General features: G+C 37.1%; 19 protein-coding genes. 8 read left to right on the plus strand and 11 right to left on the minus strand.

Going from position 1 to position 23,120, the window contains the following annotated elements; translation table 11 throughout:
- The first annotated feature begins 46 nt into the window (after window positions 1-46).
- Window positions 47-2,167 (plus strand): carboxy terminal-processing peptidase, encoded by a 2,121-nt coding sequence (locus tag BUA97_RS06935; RefSeq protein WP_072997068.1) that lies wholly within the window; start codon window positions 47-49, stop codon window positions 2,165-2,167.
- Window positions 2,168-2,224: 57 nt separating this feature from the next.
- Here BUA97_RS06935 and htpG read toward each other — a convergent pair whose 3' ends face one another.
- Window positions 2,225-4,114: a molecular chaperone HtpG gene (gene htpG, locus BUA97_RS06940; RefSeq protein ID WP_072997069.1), complete on the minus strand. Its 1,890-nt coding sequence runs from the start codon at window positions 4,112-4,114 to the stop codon at window positions 2,225-2,227.
- A 518-nt stretch (window positions 4,115-4,632) separates the two neighbouring features.
- Here htpG and scpA point away from each other — a divergent pair.
- Together scpA and BUA97_RS06950 are read left to right on the plus strand one after the other, a co-directional pair.
- Window positions 4,633-6,756: a methylmalonyl-CoA mutase gene (gene scpA, locus BUA97_RS06945; RefSeq protein ID WP_072997070.1), complete on the plus strand. Its 2,124-nt coding sequence runs from the start codon at window positions 4,633-4,635 to the stop codon at window positions 6,754-6,756.
- 14 nt (window positions 6,757-6,770) lie between these two features.
- Entirely contained in the window at window positions 6,771-7,313 is a 543-nt protein-coding gene (locus BUA97_RS06950; protein ID WP_072997071.1) for a hypothetical protein, read from the plus strand.
- On the opposite strand, the gene BUA97_RS06955 is transcribed toward BUA97_RS06950, so the two are convergent.
- The gene (locus BUA97_RS06955) at window positions 7,310-7,615 is read right to left on the minus strand and encodes a cytochrome c (RefSeq protein WP_072997072.1); all 306 of its coding nucleotides are present in this window, start codon (window positions 7,613-7,615) and stop codon (window positions 7,310-7,312) included. The two genes, BUA97_RS06950 and BUA97_RS06955, sit on opposite strands and share 4 nt — an antisense overlap.
- 91 nt (window positions 7,616-7,706) lie before the next feature.
- Here BUA97_RS06955 and meaB point away from each other — a divergent pair, with 91 nt between their 5' ends.
- Window positions 7,707-8,693 (plus strand): methylmalonyl Co-A mutase-associated GTPase MeaB, encoded by a 987-nt coding sequence (gene meaB, locus BUA97_RS06960; RefSeq protein ID WP_072997073.1) that lies wholly within the window; start codon window positions 7,707-7,709, stop codon window positions 8,691-8,693.
- Between the two features lies 1 nt (window position 8,694).
- On the opposite strand, the gene BUA97_RS06965 is transcribed toward meaB, so the two are convergent.
- The 3 genes from BUA97_RS06965 to BUA97_RS06975 all read right to left on the minus strand — a co-directional run bounded on the left by BUA97_RS06965 (window position 8,695) and on the right by BUA97_RS06975 (window position 10,608).
- A complete protein-coding gene (locus BUA97_RS06965; protein WP_084081267.1) occupies window positions 8,695-9,210 on the minus strand; it encodes a DUF4251 domain-containing protein in 516 nt (171 codons plus the stop codon).
- A gap of 81 nt (window positions 9,211-9,291) precedes the next feature.
- Window positions 9,292-10,389 carry a glycosyltransferase gene (locus BUA97_RS06970; RefSeq protein ID WP_072997075.1) on the minus strand — a complete coding sequence of 366 codons (1,098 nt, stop codon included), beginning with the start codon at window positions 10,387-10,389 and terminating at the stop codon, window positions 9,292-9,294.
- Window positions 10,390-10,392: 3 nt separating this feature from the next.
- Window positions 10,393-10,608, minus strand: a complete 216-nt coding sequence (locus tag BUA97_RS06975; protein ID WP_072997076.1) for a uroporphyrinogen decarboxylase — start codon at window positions 10,606-10,608, stop codon at window positions 10,393-10,395.
- 173 nt (window positions 10,609-10,781) lie between these two features.
- Here BUA97_RS06975 and BUA97_RS06980 point away from each other — a divergent pair, with 173 nt between their 5' ends.
- Window positions 10,782-13,313, plus strand: a complete 2,532-nt coding sequence (locus tag BUA97_RS06980) for an ATP-dependent Clp protease ATP-binding subunit (RefSeq protein ID WP_072997077.1) — start codon at window positions 10,782-10,784, stop codon at window positions 13,311-13,313.
- A gap of 55 nt (window positions 13,314-13,368) precedes the next feature.
- On the opposite strand, the gene BUA97_RS06985 is transcribed toward BUA97_RS06980, so the two are convergent.
- The gene (locus tag BUA97_RS06985; protein WP_072997078.1) at window positions 13,369-13,893 is read right to left on the minus strand and encodes a hypothetical protein; all 525 of its coding nucleotides are present in this window, start codon (window positions 13,891-13,893) and stop codon (window positions 13,369-13,371) included.
- 276 nt (window positions 13,894-14,169) lie between these two features.
- Between BUA97_RS06985 and mnmA the strand changes: the two genes are divergently transcribed.
- Window positions 14,170-15,357 carry a tRNA 2-thiouridine(34) synthase MnmA gene (gene mnmA / locus BUA97_RS06995; protein ID WP_072997080.1) on the plus strand — a complete coding sequence of 396 codons (1,188 nt, stop codon included), beginning with the start codon at window positions 14,170-14,172 and terminating at the stop codon, window positions 15,355-15,357.
- A gap of 72 nt (window positions 15,358-15,429) precedes the next feature.
- Here mnmA and BUA97_RS07000 read toward each other — a convergent pair whose 3' ends face one another.
- The 5 genes from BUA97_RS07000 to BUA97_RS07020 are packed head-to-tail and all read right to left on the minus strand — an operon-like array spanning window position 15,430 to window position 21,447.
- Window positions 15,430-18,693 (minus strand): YCF48-related protein, encoded by a 3,264-nt coding sequence (locus BUA97_RS07000; protein WP_072997081.1) that lies wholly within the window; start codon window positions 18,691-18,693, stop codon window positions 15,430-15,432.
- A 38-nt stretch (window positions 18,694-18,731) separates the two neighbouring features.
- On the minus strand, window positions 18,732-19,478 hold the full coding sequence (locus BUA97_RS07005; protein ID WP_084081268.1) for a LytR/AlgR family response regulator transcription factor: 747 nt from the start codon (window positions 19,476-19,478) through the stop codon (window positions 18,732-18,734).
- A 43-nt stretch (window positions 19,479-19,521) separates the two neighbouring features.
- Window positions 19,522-19,824, minus strand: a complete 303-nt coding sequence (locus tag BUA97_RS07010) for a 2TM domain-containing protein (RefSeq protein ID WP_072997082.1) — start codon at window positions 19,822-19,824, stop codon at window positions 19,522-19,524.
- Window positions 19,811-20,110 carry a 2TM domain-containing protein gene (locus BUA97_RS07015; RefSeq protein WP_072997083.1) on the minus strand — a complete coding sequence of 100 codons (300 nt, stop codon included), beginning with the start codon at window positions 20,108-20,110 and terminating at the stop codon, window positions 19,811-19,813. The genes BUA97_RS07010 and BUA97_RS07015 overlap by 14 nt, the downstream gene beginning before the upstream one ends.
- A 17-nt stretch (window positions 20,111-20,127) precedes the next feature.
- Window positions 20,128-21,447: a 2TM domain-containing protein gene (locus BUA97_RS07020; RefSeq protein WP_072997084.1), complete on the minus strand. Its 1,320-nt coding sequence runs from the start codon at window positions 21,445-21,447 to the stop codon at window positions 20,128-20,130.
- A gap of 152 nt (window positions 21,448-21,599) precedes the next feature.
- On the opposite strand from BUA97_RS07020, the gene BUA97_RS07025 reads away from it, so the two are divergent.
- Window positions 21,600-21,794 (plus strand): hypothetical protein, encoded by a 195-nt coding sequence (locus tag BUA97_RS07025; protein WP_072997085.1) that lies wholly within the window; start codon window positions 21,600-21,602, stop codon window positions 21,792-21,794.
- Window positions 21,795-22,041: 247 nt separating this feature from the next.
- A complete protein-coding gene (locus tag BUA97_RS07030; RefSeq protein ID WP_072997086.1) occupies window positions 22,042-23,082 on the plus strand; it encodes a PA0069 family radical SAM protein in 1,041 nt (346 codons plus the stop codon).
- Window positions 23,083-23,120 lie beyond the last annotated feature (38 nt).

Genomic DNA, 23,120 nt, shown 5'->3' on the forward strand with positions numbered 1-23,120 from the left:
TTCAAAACGAAAAAAATACTAATCCAAGTACAGATTTAAAAATTATATGTTCAAAAAAATCAAGTTCAAGAAACTGCTGATGTTTGCGCCCCTGATGACGCTGATGTTCTGTTTCAACTCCCCACAAAATGATGACGAAAAAATGCAGACCATAATGGTAAGCGTGAAAAATACACTTTCCTATCTTCATTACAGTCCAAAACCGATCAACGATGCTTATTCTCAGGATGTTTATGAGAAATATTTTGAAAGCGTAGATGCTTCCAAACGATATTTTCTGCAATCTGATATGGACGAATTCAAAAAGCATTACACAAAACTTGACGATTACCTCAATCAGGGAAATCTTGTTTTCTATAAACTCACAATTGACAGACTATATCAAAGAGTTGACGAGATCGATAAAATGACCCAGGATATTCTTTCCAAACCAATTAATCTGGAGGAAAATGACGAATTAATCCTTGAACCAAAGAAAAGAACCAATCCTGTTGATGCAAAACAACAACGTGAAGAATGGAAAAAGTACATCAAGTACAATATCCTTCAGGAAATTGAAACGCTGAACAGCAAGGAGGAAGCTCAGAAAAAGAAGAAGGACTCTGTCGTAAACAATAAACTTCCGGACACGATAAAATACGCGCCAACAACAGCGGAACAGAAGCGCATCAAAGCCACTTCTGAAGTTAAAGATTTGATTACGGATTCTTTCAGAAGATTCAAAAAGAGAAAGAAAATGGACTGGTTCACAGTTTATATGAATGCTTATACCGAAGTTTTTGACCCACACACCAACTATTTTTCTCCGAAAAACAAGGAGGAATTTGATATGCAGTTCACTGGAAAAGTGATTGGCATTGGTGCAATAATCCAGGAAAAGAAAGGTTATTTATACCTTGGTGAATTGACAATTGGCGCTCCAGCGTGGAAATCAAAACAATTGACTGCAGGCGATAAAATCCTGAAAGTGAGATCAAAACCCAACGAAGAACCAGTGAATGTTGTCGGAATGTTGTCTGACGAAGCAGTAAGATTAATCCGAGGAGAAAAAGGTACGCCTGTCACTTTGACCGTTGAGAAAAAAGACAAGACCATCAAAGAGGTAACGATGATTCGTGAAGAAGTGGCAATTGAAGATACGTTCGCAAGAAGCATTGTGGTTAATTCTAAGAATGGTAAAAAATACGGTTTTATCTATCTTCCAAGTTTCAATGTTGACTTTGAAAATCCAAAAGGCAGAAATGCATCGGACGATATCAAAGCGGAATTAATTAAACTTAAGAAAGAAAATGTAGAAGGAATAATCCTTGATTTAAGGAGCAACGGCGGCGGTTCTTTGACTGAAGTTGGCGATATTATGGGATTGTTTATGAACGCTGGTCCTTATGTTCAGGTGAAAGACAGCCGTGGAAAAATTCAGGTTCTTAGTAACAAATCGAATGAGCCAATCTGGACTGGTCCGTTGGTTGTGATGCAAAATGAATTATCGGCTTCGGCTTCAGAAATTTTGGCGGGTGCTTTCCAGGATTATGGAAGAGCGGCAGTGATTGGTTCGCCAAGTTCTTTCGGAAAAGGAACTGTTCAGACTTTTGTGGAATTGAATAGATTCCTGAATACCAGTGACGATTTCGGAGCTTTGAAACTGACGATTCAAAAATTCTACAGAGTTTCCGGAGAATCGACTCAGAGAAAAGGTGTAGAAGCTGACCTTAAAATGAAAGATTTCTTCTCTTATGCGGAGGTTGGAGAACGTTTTGACCAATTTGCTTTGCCTTGGGATAAAATCGAAACGACTTCTTACAAGAAATTGACAGGACTGAATGTTCCTCAATTACAGTCAGAACTGGACAAACAGTTGCAAGATAACAACAACTACAAAATGTTGCAGGAATCTGCGGAGTGGAAAGAAGCACTAGACAAAGAAGAAACCATCACGTTGAATCAAACCAAATTCAATGAACTGATGAAAAAGCGTAAAGCACAGATCGAAAAGTTCAAAGGTTTGGAAAAATTCAATAACGGATTGAAATTCACACTTCACACCGACGAAGCAGAAAGAATCAAAAAAGATGAAGCATTTGCCAAGAAAACAGAAAACTGGAGAAAAAACCTTGAACGGGATTTCTATCTGGAAGAAACAGTAGATGTGCTTTCGAAAATTAAATAATAAAAAAAGCGGAACTAAAATTTAGTTCCGCTTTTTTATGCTCAATGAAATGCTTTATTATTTCAATCCCTCAAAACTACGCTTGATAAAATCCGTCAGCTCTTTTCCTTTCAAAAGATTCTGAGATAATTTTGCTAAATCCAAAGCCTGATTAATCATTGCTTTTTTCTCATCGTCATTATCTTTCTTCAATAATTCTTCGGCAAAATCTGAGTTAGAATTCACCACCAGATTATACATCTCTGGGAAACCGCCCTTTGCGAACATTCCGCCACCGCCAGTTGCCTGCATATCTTTCATTCTTCTGAAAAACTCCGGCTGAGTCAATGTAAACGGCGCATCTGTAGAATCCAAATCCTCTAACTGAACGGTAAACTTTGTGTCATTAATCGATTCCTCAATATTCTTCTTCAAAGTTTCCTTGTCCGAATCATTTAGTTTAGAAATCTTCGGCTCATCTTTTTTAATCAAATTATTGATATGGTCAGCATCCACTCTCGCAAAAGAAACGTTCTCTTTTGATGCCTCCAGTTTCTGAATCAGGTGTGGAACAATCGGAGAATCCAACAAAAGAACTTCGTAACCTTTTTCTTTCGCAGACTCGATGTAGCTGTGCTGTTCATCGGCATTGTTAGCATAAAGAATTATTGTCTTTCCGTCCTTATCAGTCTGAGTTGGTTTGATTTTTTCAATCAGATCATTCCATAGATAATACGTTCCGTCAGTCGTTGGATAAAGCGCAAATTTGTCAGATTTTTCAAAGAATTTATCTTCTGAAATCATTCCGTACTCGATCACGATTTTGATGTCGTTCCATTTCTTCTCATAATCTTCCCGGTTTTCATTAATCAGAGAAACCATTTTGTCCGCCACTTTTTTCGTGATGTAAGAAGAGATTTTCTTCACAGCACCATCAGCCTGAAGATAAGAACGGGAAACGTTCAGCGGAATATCCGGAGAATCGATCACACCTCTCAACAACATCAGGAAGTCGGGAACAATACCTTTAACCTCATCGGTCACAAAAACCTGATTTTGATAGAGTTGAATTTTATCTTTTTCGATATTCAGGTTGTTGCCCAATTTCGGGAAGAACAAAACACCTGTCAAATTGAACGGATAATCCACATTCAGATGGATGTGAAACAACGGGTCTTCAAACTGCATCGGATACAACTCTCTGTAGAAACTATTGTAATCCTCATCTTTCAGTTCAGACGGCGATTTTGTCCAAGCCGGATTTGGGTTATTGATGATGTTATCAACCTCAACCGTTTCAGCTTTTGCATCTTCCGCAGAACCCTCTGGCAAAGGCAAAGTCTCCGTTTTTGTCCCGAATTTAATCGGAATTTGGTTGAATTTATTATATTTTGTCAGCAATTCACGGATTCTGAACTCTTCCAAAAACTCCGTCGAATCTTCCGCAATATGAAGCACGATTTCCGTCCCTCTGTCAGATTTTTCCGTTTCTTCCAGCGTATATTCCGGACTTCCATCGCAAACCCATCGAACCGCTTTCGAGTCTTCTTTATAAGATTTAGTGAAAATCTCAACTTTCTCCGCCACCATAAACGCCGAATAAAATCCGAGACCAAAATGCCCGATTATCCCGGCATCTTTTGCCGAATCCTTATATTTTTCAAGGAATTCCTCAGCTCCGGAAAATGCAACCTGATTGATATATTTCTCCACTTCTTCACCCGTCATTCCAAGACCTTGATCTTTGATAGTCAGCGTTTTCGCATCTTTATCAATCTTCACTTCGATAATTGGATTGCCATATTCAACCTTCGCTTCACCAATTGTTGTTAGGTGCTTCAGCTTAGTCGTCGCATCCGTTGCGTTAGAAATCAGCTCACGCAGAAAAATTTCGTGATCGCTGTAAAGAAACTTTTTAATCAGCGGAAAAATATTCTCCACCGACACATTAATACTTCCTGTTGACATATTTATTTTATTTTTTTAATTACTGTTTACACTCAAACTCTCCCACTCTCAAACTCTCCCACACCATTCGGGCGACTGCCAAAAGCCAAAACTTTCCCTGCGCTATTTTGTCACCGGGCTATCCGTTGCAATCTTTTGCTTTTAGAACTTGTGTCTTTCCAAATTAAACAAAAGCACCAAAAGCAAAAGGATTTCCACTACTATCCCTGTCGCGGGTTTGTACAGTCAAACCAAACTTCACAAAAAAAAGACCATCCAAAAAATAATGACAAATTGTCGCTTCAAGTAAAAAGTCTTCGACTCCGCTCAGACTGACACTTTTAAAATTCTACAGATTGCATTAGAGTTGTCACACTGAGCGGAGTCAAAGTGCATTTCTAAAAAATTTATGTGTTCTTAATATCCATTTATTAGTATCAACTCAAGCTAACTTAAGTGTAAAAAAAAACTTTGTGCCTTTTGTGGTTCATCACATTTTCAAAAATCCTTACATTTACTTTCATCAAGACCAAAGCAAGATGCGCCACAAAATAAAAAACCAAAACCCTGATTTTCAAAACATTAAATTCAATTCGAATTCAGAAAATTATACCTTTGAAAAAGATGGTTTGGAACTGAAATCGAAATACAATGCAGAAGACGTTAAAAACAAAAGCATTTTGAGCAGTTCTGCAGGAATTGCACCTTTTCTCCGTGGTCCGTATTCCACAATGTATGTTCAGAAACCTTGGACCATTCGTCAATACGCAGGATTTTCTACCGCCGAAGAATCCAATGCTTTTTACAGACGAAATCTCGCAGCCGGACAAAAAGGACTTTCCGTAGCCTTCGATCTGGCAACACACAGAGGTTACGATTCCGACCACGCAAGAGTTGTCGGAGATGTCGGAAAAGCAGGCGTTGCAATTGATTCGGTCGAGGATATGAAGATTTTGTTTGACCAAATTCCACTGGACGAAATCTCAGTTTCTATGACGATGAATGGTGCTGTTTTGCCAATTTTATCATTTTATATCGTAGCAGCAGAAGAACAAGGCGTTTCTCAGGTCAAACTTTCAGGAACCATTCAGAACGATATTTTGAAAGAATTTATGGTTCGGAATACCTATATCTATCCGCCGACGCCATCTATGAAAATCATCGCCGACATTTTCGAATATACTTCTAAAAACATTCCGAAATTCAACTCGATTTCCATTTCTGGTTATCATATGCAGGAAGCTGGCGCAACTCCAGTTTTGGAAATGGCCTACACTTTAGCAGACGGTTTAGAATATGTCCGAACCGGAATCAAAGCCGGAATGAACGTTGATGATTTTGCTCCGAGATTATCCTTCTTCTGGGCAATCGGGATGAATCATTTTATGGAAATTGCCAAAATGAGAGCCGCAAGATACATTTGGGCAACTTTGCTGAAACATTTCAATCCTCAGAATCAAAAATCTTTGGCTTTAAGAACGCATTCACAAACTTCTGGCTGGAGTTTGACAGAACAGGAACCGTTCAATAATATCACAAGAACCACGATTGAAGCCTTGTCTTCAGCTTTAGGCGGAACACAATCGCTTCACACAAACGCTTTAGACGAAGCAATTGCTTTACCAACAGATTATTCCGCAAAAATCGCCCGAAACACCCAAATTATTCTTCAGCAGGAATCAGGAATTTGTGATGTAGTTGATCCGATGGGCGGAAGTCATCTGGTAGAATCATTGACACAACAAATGATTGACGAAGCAATGAAATATATAGATGAAGTCGAAAAAGAAGGCGGAATGACAAAAGCCATTGAAGCCGGAATCCCGAAAATGAGAATCGAAGAAGCAGCGGCAATAAAACAGGCAAAAATCGACAGCGGAGAAGAATTCATCATCGGTGTTAATTCCTTCAAATCCAACCTCAAACAGACTGAAATAGACATTCTCGACATCGATAATACGGAAGTCCGCAGAAAACAGATCGAACGTCTGGAAAAAATAAAAGCCGAACGAAATCCAAAATCTGTCGAAGAAATTCTAAATAAAATCCGGGAAACTTCTAAAACAGGAAACGGAAATCTTCTCGAACTTTGCATAGAAGCGGCAAGAAGAAGGGTAACGTTGGGCGAAATGAGCGATGCAATGGAGGAAAGCTTCGGACGTTACAAAGCCAATATCAGAACCATATCAGGAGTTTACGCTATGAATGCAGGAAAAAATGAATACTTCGAAAAAGCAGTTTCTCTAAGTCAGAAATTTGAAGATGTAGAAGGAAGACGACCAAGGATTATGGTAGCTAAAATGGGACAAGACGGTCACGACCGTGGCGCTAAAGTCGTCGCGACAGCCTTTGCCGATATGGGATTTGATGTGGATGTTGCACCATTGTTCCAAACGCCTGAAGAAGTGGCGAAACAGGCTGTTGAAAATGACATTCATATTTTGGGTGTTTCTTCTTTGGCCGCAGGCCACAAAACGCTGGTTCCCCAGGTTGTAGAAGAACTGAAAAAACTTGGTGCTGATGATATTACGATTGTTGTAGGCGGTGTCATTCCTCAACAGGATTATGAGTTTCTATATGCCAACGGCGCCGATTTTATTTTCGGTCCCGGAACCAACTTGCCGAAATGTGCGGTTGAGATTTTAGAAAAATTTTTAACATAACATAAAAAAATTAAATGATGAAAAAAGCACTAACACCAGAAACCTTTTTAAAAAAAACCTTAACAGAGCTTCAAGACCTATTGGTTTTACTTGAGACCGAACCTTCTATAAAAGATGGCTTTCCATTCCCAACCTTAGATGCGAGTTTAAAAAATGGCTCTTTAAATCTCTTTGGAATTGAAAAACCTGATCCCATTTTTAAATTTATCGACGGAAAATGTTTCCTTATCAAAACCAACTTAACATTACAGGAAGCAAAAGAAATCACATTGCTATTGCATGATTTTTTTCCTGATACGTTTCGATTTTTATCCCTGGAAAATTTTAAAAATTTTGCCAATGTCAAGTTTTATAATAATGAAGATGATGACTTTCCACGAATATCAAATATGGAAATATTTAGCGGACTCGATGATGATTTAGACTTTGAAAATTTATACTATTACAAATCAATTTCAGCCATGACCGATAATAGTATAATAGCTCTTAACCTAAATGAAGGTGAGGATCCAATGGAAAATTATTTTTCTTTAGACATAATTGGAAAAGATAATTAATTCTTCGCATTCGCATTCACATACGCCAAAACCCAGTTGGTTTCTTCAGCAGATAGTTTTGCTTTTGGTGCCATGGATGCCATAATGGGTTTCCAGTGTTCTACTGTTAAGTCCGACGGTTTTGGCAAATCGTGGCATCTTCCGCAACGCTGATTGTACAAGACTTCACCTTTTAACATTTCCTCATTGTTGGGATTTGCAGTTACAACTGTGGCTTCTGCTGCGGTTTTTGTTGCTTGTTGCGTTTTACAGGAATAAACGATAACACCAAGAAGACACAAAGTATATATGTATTTTTTCATTATTTTTGAATTTGTTTTTATCAAAAATAATTAATTTGTTGTCAGCTTATAACGCTGGTCACTAATTTGTAACAATTCCAAATTCAGAAAAATGGCAAAACAATTCGGCTTAGACGATTACATCGCAGGGATCAAAGCGTCTGACAAAAGGATTCTTGGGAAGGCCATTACGCTTGTTGAAAGTAAAAAACCAGAACATCGGGAACTGGCAGATAAACTCCTGAAAGAAATTTTACCTTCCACAGGAAAATCTGTTCGGATTGGCATTACTGGCGTTCCAGGCGCAGGAAAATCAACCTTCATAGAAAGTTTTGGAAAATATGCCATTGAGCAAGGTAAAAAAGTAGCTGTTCTGGCCATTGACCCAAGCTCATCTATCAACAAAGGAAGCATTCTCGGTGATAAAACCAGGATGGAAGAACTGGCAAAAGACCCGAATGCGTTTATCCGCCCAAGTCCTAGCTCAGGATTTTTGGGCGGAATCGCCAACACCACTTTTGAAAGTCTTCTGATCTGCGAAGCGGCAGGTTTTAATTATATCTTGATAGAAACTGTTGGCGTTGGTCAAAGTGAAACCTTAGTCAATGACATTACGGATGTTTTTCTTTTTTTAAAAATCATTGGTACCGGCGACGAACTGCAAGGTATCAAACGCGGCATAATGGAAATGGCAGATCTGATTTTCATCAATAAAGTCAACTCCGAGAATCTTTCTAAAGCAAAAATGACGAAAACGGAATTGACAAGAGCTTTACAATTCATAACGCCGAAAGAAAAAGACTGGAAAATCCCGGTGATTCTCGGTTCAGCTTTAGAACAAAACGGACTCGATGAAATTTTTAATAAAATAGAGGACTATATTTCTCTGAAAACTAAAAACAGAACCTTTTTAGAAACCAGAAAAAATCAGGCTCAGAAACGGTTTGAATTTTGGGTAAAAGAATATATCCTTGAGAAAGCTAAAAATGACCATCTCTTGAAAGACTCTTTTCAGGAGCATAAAAAAAATGCTTCAGAACTTTTGTATAATCCAAGTTCCGAGGCCAGTGATTTTGTTAAAAAACTATTAGGAAATTAAATTACTTAGCCACAGAAACATTTCCATCAAAGCTAATGGGTTGCCTGTTATTGGAACTTACTGAAAGAAACGCACTTCCGTTCTTGAAAATTTCCAGATTGAAAACATAATTTTCTTTCGCATCCCTCGGCGTGATTACAAAAAGGGTATTTCCTTTTTTGGTTGCCTTTTGACTAACCGTAAAGTCCTTGGACTCTAACTTGATTCCGCCATTGTTCACATCTGCAGGACTAATATTAAAAGCTCTGCCAAAATATGGCAAATAGACACTTAACAGATTTTTTTTCAGATTGAAACCATAGCCGGGATCGAGATTCATAATTCTGTTCGCATTAGAACCAGGTAAAGAATTCATCACATTTATAGCATCATTTCCCATCGGGAATGCTTTGGTTGCATTGAAGTCAAACTCTTTACTTTCAATAGCAGAAGCCAGTGTTTGCGGATCCAGATAGACCTGTGAGCTGCAGCTGAGCATTGCAAAAAAAGCGCCCATCATTATAATTAATGTTCTCATTTTGAATATTATATTGGATTCTTAATCAAAAACTATACAAAGTTTTTGTTTAGATATCAGAATATCAGGAAAGTTAATTCTTTAAAAAATCTCTTTACCTGCATCGGAAAAAATGATCAGAATTTTGTTTTCTTCATTTTCCCAACAGAGTTCATCCGCAGCCACATTCAGTTGGTGTAGATATGCCGCTTTTCCCTTTCCCAAGACTATTTTCAGCTTCTCAGCAAGATGTTCCGGAGAATGATTTTCAATAATTTCTCCTACGCCAAAAGTGCTGACAATTTTTTTCATTTCAGGAAAATCGGAAACAACAACCGGAACTCTGGCCTGGATATAATCTGAGATTTTATTCGGAAGAGAATAGTAATAACTCAAGCCGTTATTTTCCTCGATACTTATTCCGACATCTGCTTTCGGGGTAATTTTCCGAAGTTCATCCGGAGAAAGTTTTCCCATAAACCGGACTTTATGATTCAGCTGATTTTCATCTGCGATTTTGTGATAATCTGCTTCCGCCGGTCCACATCCTGCGATCCACAGCTCTGCATTTTCAATAAACTGCATTGCCAGAATCGCTTTATCAACGCCTCGTGAATAATTGAGCCAGCCCTGGTAGAGAATTATTTTTTTAAAATTTTCACTTGTCCCTTCGAATTTTAATTTTCTCGGAAGATTTTTTACCACAACCGGTCTTTTGATCCTATATTCCTTCACAAACCAATCTGCGTAGGAATCGCTTGCAGTGATCATTCTTTTTATTTTCGGAACGAAAGTCTTTTCAATAGTTTTCCATATTTTTTTTACCCATCTACCCTGTATTGTTGGCATCTCGGTAAAAATCTCGTGGCTGTCAAAAACCAGCGGAATCCCTAATTTTTTAGAAATCAGATAATTTGGCACTATTGTTTCCAGGTCATTAGCCAACAAAATGGTCTTATTGTCAGCATATTTCTTAAGTTCATTATAAAGTTTCCGCTGGAATTCGATATAAGCGAACCGTGTTTTTCTGGATTGCAGATCGATTCGGAAGAATGGATAAGGTCTTTCCATATCAGGTGTACCCATCCAGTTATTTCCGATCAGAACTGGATGATAACCGTTATCATAAAGTGTTTTGCAAACCTTTTCCACGCGCTGGTCGGTATGCAGATTATTAAAAACACTTACAATAACTTTCATCAGTTAATCGTTCTTAATGAGATGGTAAACCTGAACAACCGCTAATATTGCGTTTGGAATGATAATTGGCCAAAGCATTCCGCTATAGATACCGTATATCACAAAACAGATACAGCCCACCAGATTCACCAACCTGATTGTTTTTATCTGTTTTAATAAAAAACTGCCGACCACAAAAGCCGATGCAATATAACCCACATATTCTGCCCAATTGTTCATAGTTTAATTTTTGAGGACTACAAACCTAAACATTTTTAAGTTTATAAAAAAATCAAGTCAGAAAGTCCGTTTTTTTCAATTGGCAATTAATTTGCAAATAAACTTTGTAAATTTTACAATTAATTATTGTAGGATTATTCATAAAAAACATAACTTAGTGAATATTTTTAATTATGGATTATAAATTTTCAGACGGTTTGAACCGCGTGTTCAAGCAAAGCAAGAATGAAGCAAGGCGTTTGCAGAGTGAGTTTCTGAATACTGAACATTTCCTTTTAGGAATTATCAAAACTGAAAATTCTGCAAAAGAGATTTTAGAAAATCTTAGCGCAGACCTCACCCAAATAAAGCGAAAAATAGAAACCCTGAGTGCTGTGAACTCTAACCCTTTCACATCCAACATGGGAAGTATTTCTTTTACAAAAATGGCCGATCAGGCTGTAAAAAGATCAGAACTGGAATGCCGCCAGTACCAATCTGCAGATATCAACACGGTGCATCTTTTGCTGGGAATCTTGTATAAACAAGAAGATCCAAGCTCAAGCATTCTGCAGGCCTACGATATCGATTATGATGCGGTGCAGAAAGCATACAGAACGATGTTGAAAAACACCGATCAGCTACCACAGAACAGCGCTTATGATGACGATGAGGAGAAGGAAGAGCCATACAGCCAGATGAAAAAACCAACTGGAAATCTTGGCGCACAGAAAAGTAAAACACCCACTTTAGACAATTTCGGCCGGGATTTGACGTCTCTTGCAAGAGATGGAAAATTGGATCCGGTCATTGGCCGTGAAAAAGAGATTGAAAGAGTTTCTCAGATTTTATCCAGAAGAAAAAAGAACAATCCTCTTTTGATCGGTGAACCCGGGGTTGGTAAATCTGCAATTGCAGAAGGTTTGGCTTTGAGGATTCAGCAGAAAAAAGTTTCCCGGGTTCTTTATGGTAAAAGAGTGATTACGCTGGATCTAGCAAGTCTAGTTGCCGGAACTAAATACCGTGGACAATTTGAGGAAAGAATGAAAGCGATTATGACGGAATTGGAGAAAAACAGAGACGTCATTCTTTTCATTGATGAGCTACATACGATTGTTGGTGCGGGAAGTTCAACAGGAAGCCTGGATGCCTCTAACATGTTCAAACCTGCTTTGGCAAGAGGAGAAATCCAATGCATCGGTGCAACGACATTGGACGAATACCGACAGTACATTGAGAAAGATGGCGCTTTGGAAAGAAGATTCCAGAAAGTAATGGTTGAGCCGACTTCTATTGAAGAAACTATTCAGATCCTGCATCAGATCAAGGATAAATATGAAGATCATCACAATGTTCATTATTCTGATGAAGCCATTAATGCCTGTGTTAATTTAACAGCAAGATATATAACAGACAGATTCTTACCGGACAAAGCGATTGATGCGATGGACGAAGCAGGATCCAGAGTTTATATCAAAAATATGAAAGTGCCTACAGAAATCATCGATCACGAAAAGCGCATCGAAGAGGTTAAAGAACTCAAGCAACAAGCTGTGAAAGCTCAGGATTACCTGGAAGCCAGAAAACTGAAAGATGAAGAGGAAAGACTACAAATCGAACTCAACATCGCTCAGGAACAATGGGACAAAGATGTGAAGGAGAAAAAAGAAGAAGTGACCGAGGAAAATGTTGCGGAAGTGGTGTCTATGATGAGTGGTGTCCCTGTAACCAAAGTTGGTAAAAACGAACTGGATAAACTGGCCCAGATGGACGAAAAACTTAATGGCAAAGTGATCGGTCAGGAAGATGCTGTTAAGAAAGTGGTGAAAGCCATCCAAAGAAACAGAGCCGGACTGAAAGATCCGAACCGTCCAATCGGAACTTTTATCTTCCTCGGAACGACAGGTGTTGGTAAAACCGAATTAGCGAAAGTAATGGCTCGTGAATTATTCGATTCCGATGAAGCGTTGATCAGAATTGACATGAGTGAATACATGGAAAAATTCGCAGTGTCAAGATTGGTTGGTGCGCCTCCGGGATATGTTGGATACGAAGAAGGCGGACAGCTGACTGAAGCCGTGCGAAGAAAACCTTATGCAGTTGTTCTTTTGGACGAGATCGAGAAAGCACATCCTGATGTCTTCAATATTTTATTACAGATTCTGGATGAGGGTCACGTTACGGATTCATTAGGCAGAAAAATTGATTTCAGAAATACCATTATTATACTTACCTCTAATATAGGAACCAGAGATCTGAAAGATTTCGGAGATGGTGTCGGATTTGGAACCAGTGCTAAGAAAACGAATTCTGACGCAAGAGCAAGATCCACGATTGAAAGTGCACTGAAGAAGGCATTTGCACCAGAATTCCTGAACAGGATTGATGACATTATTATCTTCAATTCTCTTGAGCAGACCGATATCAGAAGAATCATCGATCTTGAGTTAGGAAAGCTTTACAGCAGACTTGAAAAATTAGGCTACAAAGTTGAACTGACTGATGAAGCCAAAGATTTCATAGCAGAAAAAGGTTGGGACAAAGATTTCGGTGCAAGACCTCTGAAACGTGCTATCCAAAAATACATTGAGGATTTGCTTGCAGAGATGCTGGTAAACAAACAATTTGGTGAAGGCGAAAAAGTTATTCTGGAAGTGAATGAACTGAAAGACGGACTTATCGGAAAACCTCAAAAAGAAAAAGGAACGAAAGAAAGTGTGAAATAGATTTAATTAAAAACCACCTGAATCAGGTGGTTTTTTTATTTTTTACGATGAACTTTTATAAACCTACTACAAAGCCAACGCTCGGAACAAAACCGCTGCTAAAAATACTTCTGTTCTCTTTCCAAAGCACATTGTACATCAACCCGATCTGAACAAAGGCATTATTACCTACATTTTGCATATAACCGCCTCCTAAATAAAGCGCTGTTTCATCTGTGCTGAATTTATAATTACTGTATTTCTCAGTTGAGTTAATGAAATATTGCTGAAGATTAGCTCCAATAAAAAATGAACGCCCAAAATAATAATTGGCAAATGGTCCGAAACCAAACATCGTCGATTTATAGAAATTGGATGACTGCCAGGAAACATTGCCGGAAAGACCTCCTTCCAATTGGTCTGTGATTTTGTAACCTACTCTCGGGGAAACTTGCAGATTGAAATAAGAATCACTCCCGAATCCAACTCCTAAACCACCTCCAAAAGTCCAACGGCTATTTTGATTTCCAGAACTCATTGCAATTTGCGCGAATGACCAAAAGCTAATGTGCATCAATAGTAAAGTGAAATGTTTTTTCATAATATTTGAGTTTAATTTATCACTCGAATTTGGAAAACCGAATCTCTTGCAACCCGACTTGAACGGAGCTCATTTTTTGTGGCTGGAAAAGCGATGGCAAAAAATAGCGGGAGTGGAAGGCGGAATAGTTGCCCAAATTAAAATTAATTATACCTTATCTCACACTATCGATTTTCTCAATGTCTAAAATTATGGTTTTTTGGCGAATATTTTAATCGTATTTTTGCAGCATCAAACTAAGAACTCCCGTCAAGAGTTTCGTAAAATTGAAATCACATGAAAATAGTAGTAGGCCTTTCCGGAGGTGTAGATTCTAGCGTGACCGCTTATCTTTTGCAACAGCAGGGTCACGAGGTTATCGGACTTTTTATGCGCAACTGGAATGATGCGTCGGTAACTTTGGAGGACGAGTGTCCCTGGATAGAAGACAGTAATGATGCGCTTCTCGTCGCACAAAAATTAGGAATTCCGTTTCAGGTTATCGATATGAGCGAGCTCTACAAAGAGAGAATTGTGGATTATATGTTTGAGGAATATCAGAAAGGCAGAACGCCGAATCCCGATGTGCTTTGTAACCGAGAAGTGAAATTTGACGTGTTTATGAAAACGGCTTTATCGCTTGGTGCTGAGAAAGTTGCAACCGGACATTACGCGCGCGTTACCTCGACTTTTGATGAAAATGGGAAGGAGATTTTCCACCTTTTGGCAGGAAAAGATAATAATAAAGACCAAAGTTATTTCCTTTGTCAGTTGAGTCAAGACCAATTGTCAAAAGCCTTGTTTCCGATTGGGGAATTAACAAAACCTGAAGTTCGTGAAATTGCGAAAGAACAAGGTTTGGTAACCGCAGACAAGAAGGATTCGCAAGGACTTTGTTTCATTGGAAAAGTAAGTTTGCCTACCTTTTTGCAACAGCAATTAGTTCCGAAAGAAGGCGAAATTGTAGAAATTTTCAATGATTTTGCAGAATATCATAAACCTCAGCCAACTTTCAATTCAAAACAGAAAGAATTGGAATATTTGTCGGCAAAAATCAATTATAAAAGAGAAGATGGAAAAGTGATTGGTAAGCATCAGGGGGCGCAGTTTTTTACGATTGGTCAAAGTAAAGGTTTAGGAATTGGAGGTCATAAGGAATCTTGCTTCATCATTTCCAGAGAAATGGAAAACAATATTATTTTTGTTGGCGAAGGCAGAAATTTCCCTGGACTTTTCCGCAAAGCTTTAAAAATAGATAATTCTGAAGTTCATTGGGTTCGGGAAGATTTGAGATTAAAAGTTGGCGAATCTATGGAAGTAATGGCAAGAATCCGTTACAGACAAACTTTGGAAAAAGCAACCATTTATCAGTTCGAAGATGGATTTTATATGGAATTTGAAAATCCTCAATCTGCGATTGCCGAAGGGCAGTTTGCTGCTTGGTATATTGATGATGAATTGATTGGAAGTGGGGTGATTAGTTAAGCGAGATTAGATTTCATATTTATGCTGTACAAATAAAATAATCCGCCTCAAAATTGAAGCGGATTACTTTTTTTATCTCTTAATTATCTTGAATCTTTGCGATTTCGTATCAGTTTCAGCTTCCAGATAATATATTCCGGTAGTGAGAGATGTAACATCAACACTACTATTATTTAAAAGAGATAGCATTTTAATTAATCGCCCATTACTATCGAATATTTTAACTTCTTTAATTTTATCCTGAGAATCAAAATGCAGGAAATCAATCACAGGATTTGGATAAATTTTAATCTTAGTGAATGAATCTTCTTGGACACCTAACATTTCGCTTATTCTGAAACTATATAGTTCCGAATAAATTTTCTCAGACCCATCCATCGCAGAAATTTTGTAATAATAAATCTTGTTGATATCGAGTCCAGATAAAGTAAATTCAATTGGCTGAACAGCGTTTCCATAAACATAATTTAGAACAACTGGCGACAAAGATCCCAAATCGGGAGTTAAGCCATATTCAAATTTTACTGATGTTAGAAACTTTTGACCAGCATATACCAATCCTTTCATTTTCACTGAGGTATTGTCTATCGGAACTACAGAATCTTTAATAAGAATTGGAGTGGTAGGACTAGTTGTAAATATTGAGTTTTCACTATAAACAATTCTCCCGTTAGTTTTTCCACTTAGACGATAATAATATGGTCTGTTAGGATCTATTGAAGAAATATTGATTGAAGCATTAACCTGTTTGTTTGATAAAGCAACAACATTATCAGGTGAAGCAGCAACACTATTTTCAAAATCTAAGGTGCCGTACTCAAATTTCAATTCAGTAATATCTTTATAGTATGCATCTACAAAAGCATTTAAAAATATTTTTTCATTCGCAATCTCATTAGATATAGAAAAACTAAATTCCTGATTCGTAGTAAATGAAATGGTGTTGCTATAAACCGCGCTTCCTTTATAATGCCCTTTAATTCGAGCATAATATTTTGTCGCAGGTAATAAATTTACCAAATTTCCAGTCAATGTTTTTTGTCCAGATTCCTTTAATACCTCATTTGGCACAGAAACTACCTGATTGGAAAAATCTGTTTCCGTTAGTCCGTATTCAAAAACCAAATCTAATAAATCATCACCGTTTGCTGTTGCTAATCCCTCAAGTTTAACCTTTGAGGCATCACCATAAATCATTGGAGTCGATATATTTAGTGTGAAATTTTCAGTAGTAGTAAAGTTTTCAGTATTCCCATTGATTTTTAACCCGTTCCTTTTTGCGGTAAGTCGCACATAATATTTTTGGTTAGGTTGCAAACCTGAGACTGCACCAATAATATCTTTCGAATCATTAGAAGAAACTTGGGAAAGATTCGCTTCAATATAAAAGGGTTGCGCAAAAAACTGTGTTGTACTAATTTCAAATTTTATATCTGTGAGTTCTTCTACTCCGTTATTCGCTACTGATCCCTTAAGTTTTGCCCTGTCATTAAAGTATTCAACAACCGGCTTTGTTACTACTACATTTTGTGGTACGTTTAAAAAATTTCCTCTTAAAATTCTGCCACCTTCTCCGGTAATATAAATTTTGTTATTTACAATTTTCAATGAGTTAAAAGAATAATGATTGCCGTCATATTTCCAGGTTCTACCTCCGTCATACGAGACATTTATTTGCCCTTCTTCATCTATTAAAACCCCTACATTCTTATTTAAAAATTTAATTTGTTTATACCATTCATAAGGTATTTGTTCCCTTATCCAAGTTACACCACCATCTACAGTTCTGTTCAAATTTACATCCGGATCGCCAATTAAAAATCCGTTATTCTCATCTAAAAAAAAGAAATCAGCAATCTCTTGGTTGTCATAAGTAAACAATAAATTCCAAGATAATCCCCCATCAGAACTTTTGTAAAGATGACTGTAACTGGCTGCATAGATGATTTGTTCACTAAAAATTTTGATAGAACGAAAGCTATATTGACCATTTAATTCCACCCAAGTCTCACCACCATCTGTAGTTTTGTACAAACCATAAGTCATCGTTCCTTGCCCACCACAAATAATTCCAAAATTTTCGTTTAAAAAATCAAAACCAGTTAATCCAGAGGCAGAAAAATTCTTTTTCTTGGTCCAAGAAATTCCTCCATCGGTAGTTTTATAAAGGTTGGACTCGGTGTTATATTTACCACCAATTATATATCCTATATTATCCGAAACAAATTTCACATCTCTAGCATAAGGCTGAACCGATGTAGGCTGTAAATCATCTGGTCTACTAAGTTTCGACCAGTTTCCTCCGGAATCAGAAGTCTTAAATATATCAAGTCCAACTTTTGCGAAAATACTATTTTCTGTAATCTCTAAAGAGTTTACACTTGAATAAAATGGTGAATACTGTGTCCAATTGAAACCTCCATTATCTGTTCTAAGAATTCTTCCTGCAGAACCAACAATGAACCCTTTGTCTTCATTGAAGAAGTGCAAACCAAACATTGACGTTCCATAGATATACCCATTCTGAAAAAGACGAGTTTGCCAAGTAATTCCCCCATCTGTTGTTTTATATACCACCCCATATTCTCCCACAGCATAACCAATGCTTTCGGAAAGAAACTGTATGGCAAAAATATTTTCGCTGGGATTTGAGATTTTTAACCAAGTTTCTCCAGCATCCACAGTTTTCATGACATTTCCATGTCCTTGCACTGCATAACCAATCTGTGTATTATAAAAATACATAGTAAAGTAATCTGATGGAATAGTATTGCTCGAAATTTTTTGTGACCAAGAATTTCCGCCGTCTGTCGTTTTAAAAATACTTCCATTTGTAGTGCCCACAAAACCAGTATTTTTATTGGTAAAGTAAACGATATTTGCTGCGCTTATATTAAACGTTTTTGTAATCCATGTTGTGCCGCCATCTACTGTAGAATAGATTTTATTTTTCGAAGCGACAACAAAATTATCATTATCAAAAACCTTTGCATATATCAGATTATCCTGTGCTCCCAAAGTTTGAGTTTGCCAAGTAGAAGCTCGATCCTTAGTGATTGATACCTGACAAAAGTTTTGAGCAACAATTCCCACATCATTTAGTAAATCGAAACTGTTGGCGTAAGTAAAGTTTTTATTGACCGTCCAATTTGTACCACCATCTTTTGTCTCGATTAGCTCCTTTCCTGTTAAAAAGAAACCTTGCATTTCATTAATAAAATGTAAATCCTTTCCTGAATTGTATGTTGGCTTTGGGCTTAGAACCTCCCAGTTGATTTGATTTTGTGAATAAATAAATACTGACATAAAAGTCAGCAGAAAGTATAGTTTTTTCATGAATTAGTTTTTGACTGTTGACAAATTTATAAAATTTATTACGATTTAATTAGCCAATCTTTAAAATCCTTCACTCGTTCTCTACTTACCGTAATCTCTTCATTCGGCTGGAAATCCAAATCGACTTTGTAATTTGGGGAAGTATGGATGTTTTTAATGTAATCCGAACTGATGATAAACTGTCTATTGACACGGAAAAATTTGGTTTCGTCTAAAACATTTTCCAGTTCATCTAAAGTGAAATCTGTGGGATAATTTCGTTCTTTGGTTTGAAGGTAAACGATTTTATTCTCGCTGTAGAAACAACTGACTTCATTGATAGAAACGACTTTAAGATTATAGCCGATCTTGACCAAAATTCTGGAAAGCGTCGATTTTTCTTTCCGAACAATTTGTCTGATTTCCTGAGAATTAACTGTTCCTTCTTCCGGCAGAAATGATTTAAACTTCTCAATGGCTTTTGCAAGATCTTCTTCTTCAATCGGCTTCAGAAGATAGTCTATGCTGTTGAGTTTGAAAGCTTTCAAAGTATATTGGTCAAAGGCTGTGGTATAAATGATAAAAGCTTTGGTTGAAACTTTATCAAAGATATCAAACGATAATCCGTCGCCTAAAACGATATCCGAAAAAATGAGTTGCGGATGTTCATTTTCCTGAAACCAACCTACTGCTTCTTCCACAGAATTAAGGCTTGCAACTACTTCTAAGTCAGAGAATAAACCTAACAATTTTTCAAGCCTTCTGACTGCAGGTTTTTCATCTTCGATGATTATCGTTCTTATCATTTTAAACAGTTTCTTTTTTATTGAATCGAAATTTAGGAAAATATTATTTTTCTTTATCCATCAATTGCCGAATTTTTCTCTCTTCCCAATTTCTTCCTAAAATAAATTGCGGAACAAAAATACTCAACCCGTGCGCTATCAAACCTATTCCCCAAAAAAATAGAGTCATGAAATTTTTAGGTTGAAAATAACTTTCGCCCGGTTTTAAATCCTGATAATTAATAAATACAATCAGCAGGTTTACAAGGACATAAATCGCCACATGGGTATAAAAACCTTTGAGTCTTTTCACCCTTTTCCTGGCTTCGAGATACTTGATATTATCCCGATCATTAATAATTTCCATTGTTTTGTTTTTTGATTTCTTTGTTAATCATATCATTTTCCCAATCAGAATTTAAGAAAAACAACTTGATGCCTTTAATGACAAGAATCAATCCCCAGACGATAAAAACCCAGGAAATCTGCATCTCTCCAAGATTTTGTGGGAAACCGTGTTTGAAATATTTGATTCCGTAAATTACTCCAAATACGATGGCGAAAACCAAAAGTCCTGTGTAAAATTTTTTGATTTTTTGTACCCTTTCCACGGCTATTGCGTAACGTGGATTTTCTTTATTTATATTTTCCATTATGATTGATTTTTAAATTATTTCTGATTGTTCATTATTTCCTGGATCTTCTTTTCTTCCCAGTTTTTACCGATGGCAAAAGTGTTCATTCCGTGAGCCAGGATTCCTATTCCCCATCCCAGCATCGGCCAGTAAAACCAAATTTCTTTTGGTGAAGTGATGAGGTTGATGATGGCCAAAAACGGAATCACAATGCAATATGAGATCAGGTTTCCGTAAAATCCCTTCAGTTCTTTTACTCTTTTTACGGCTTTCTCGTAAGCCATGTTTTCTGTGGATTGTGCTGTGTAAGTTGTCATTTGATGCGTATCTTTTTTTATTAATATTGGAACTTTAACTTTAAAATTGTGTTCTGATTTTTCTATGAAAACATTCTCTTTTGTAAGCAATGCATAACGCTGGACGATGTTTGACAAACCGATTCCGGCACTTTCTGTCAGTTGCTCTCTCACCTGGAGATTATTCTCGATGCAAAGAAATCTGCCCTCCGTGAAGATTCTGATATTTAAAGGTCTGCCAGATGTTGCGAAATTATGTTTGATGCAGTTTTCTAATAATAATTGCAATGAAAGTGGAACAACCATTTTTTGCAAATCATCAGAATTGATATTAAAAGTGAAATCAACACTATCTTCAAATCTGGTTTTCAGAAGGTTGCAGTAGATTTTCGCAAATTCTATCTCATCCTCCACTTTTACCATTTCTTTATCTTTCTGTTCCAGAACATAACGGTAAATCTTCGACATCGATGTCGTGAATTTCTGTGCCTGTTCTGGATTTTCATCAATCAAAGCGGTTAAGACATTAAGAGAATTGAAAAGAAAATGAGGATCCAGTTGATTCTTAAGCGATTCGAATTGGGCGTTGGCTGATTTTGCAATCAGCTTTTGTTCCACCACCTCTTTTTTCGTATTCTTTTTTAATTCTTCCATAAAGCCTTTGGCATGAAGAAAAGCTGAAATCATCAAGGCAAAGTTGATCATAAACCAAGTGGTAAAATCATACTTTCCGGATAAAAAATCTTCTGTGGAAGCCACTTTTTGGATTATAACATAGTTGACATAATTACAGGCATATACGACTATAAAATTGACTATAATGGTTGCTATAATTCCCAGAATCGTTCTCAGTCGGGTTTGTTCCGTCCAGGAGAGTTTCTTATTTAGAAAATCATTTAAATAACCATTACTCAAGCCCAAGCTAAATGCATATATAGAAGAAATCAACAGGTTGTATCCGAAGCTTTCCAACGTTTTTTCCTCAGAGAAAAAAGTGAAAAAAAAGATGGACGAACCGAGCGTTATCCAAGTTAGTGTTGTTAAAGGTTTTTTGTTCATAGCTTGATTTCCTGGTTCAAAATTATTTCAATGCCAGAAGGTAAACAATAATTATTTACTGAACTGTAAAAAAACAAGGCTGAACTGTAAAAATATCTCCAGACATAAAAAGGAACGCTATTTGCTTATTTGTTTTGACAAAAATTGTCTTTATGAAGAATAGTATCGAAATTATATTTGCAGGAATATTTGGGACAGCCGCTGTTCTGAGTGTGATTGCGGCCAGAAAATACTTTAAGAATAAAGTTTATAACAGCGATTATTCTGACCATCATCTGTTATTCGGTTCACCGAGAAAAGCTTACGCTAATCCAAATGATGGTGTAGAATTGGACGCCTTTCTTTAGCACCAAATTCAATAATTATATATATTTCCGGTTCTTACGAGCCGGATTTTTTGTGGAAAACTTTACGGAATTTTAAGATAGTTTTCATTTTTCAAGTGATAATTTTGAAACAGAAATTCAATCATTTTATTGCAAAGACGGAAAGTTCATTTCCTAATTAACCTCATTAAGACGCAAAACTTTGCGGCTTAAAAACAGATTAATTAATCATTTTTATTTGTGCCTTTGCATTAGTTTTCATCAACTTATGTCAGATTTAATTCCAAAAGGTCAGGGTGCACAGCGCAACGTCACCAACCGGTTCGACAGATATACCTTCGAGCCGGAAGACTATGAAATGGACAAAATCAAGACTCAGGTTACAGAAGTTTTTCCGAAGACAATAATCAATATTGTGAAGAGTCCGGATCTCTCAATGGATTATTCGATGAATCCTTATCAAGGCTGCGAGCACGGCTGTTCCTATTGTTTTGCAAGGCCAACGCACGAATTTTGGGGTTACAGTGCCGGAATCGATTTTGAAAGAAAATTAATGGTCAAGAAAAATGCACCGGAACTTTTGGAAAAAACCTTCCAGAAGAAATCTTATGTTCCGAAACCCATTATGCTTTCCGGAAATACAGATTGTTACCAACCGATTGAAAGACAATTTAAAATCACCAGAAAGCTGCTGCAGATTTGTCTGGATTACAGGAATCCTGTTTCTATTATAACAAAAAACGCTTTGATCCTAAGAGATCTGGACATTCTCGAAAAAATGGCAGAGAAAAATCTGATTGCTGTCAATATGAGCATTCCGACACTTAATGAAGATTTGAGACGTGTGATGGAACCCAGAACTTCTACTGCAAAAAATAAACTGAAGGCCATTGAAGTTTTATCCGGTAAAAATATTCCTGTGAATGTGATGATTGCGCCCGTCATTCCCGGATTGACAAGTGAGGAAAGCCTTTTTATAATGAAATCCGTCTCCGATGCCGGCGCAAGAAGCTGCGGTTACACTCTGGTTAGACTAAATGATACAGTTGAACCCGTTTTCATCCAATGGCTGGAAGCGAATTTCCCAGACAGAAAAGACAAAGTTCTGAACCTCATCCGCTCCATGCGAGGCGGAAATCTTGGTGAAAAACGATTTTTCCAGCGCTACCAAGGCGAAGGCAATATTGCTGAAATGATTCATAAAACATTTGAAATCGGAAAGAAGAAGTTTTTTAATAATTGTGTAAGAGCAATTTTGACAACAGAGCATTTTACAGGAAGCAAGACTCAGCAATTGCGATTGTTTTAGGTGTTTTTACCGCAAAGTCGCAAAATTAAAATCACAAT

Source organism: Epilithonimonas mollis, assembly GCF_900142325.1.
GTDB classification, from domain to species: domain Bacteria; phylum Bacteroidota; class Bacteroidia; order Flavobacteriales; family Weeksellaceae; genus Epilithonimonas; species Epilithonimonas mollis.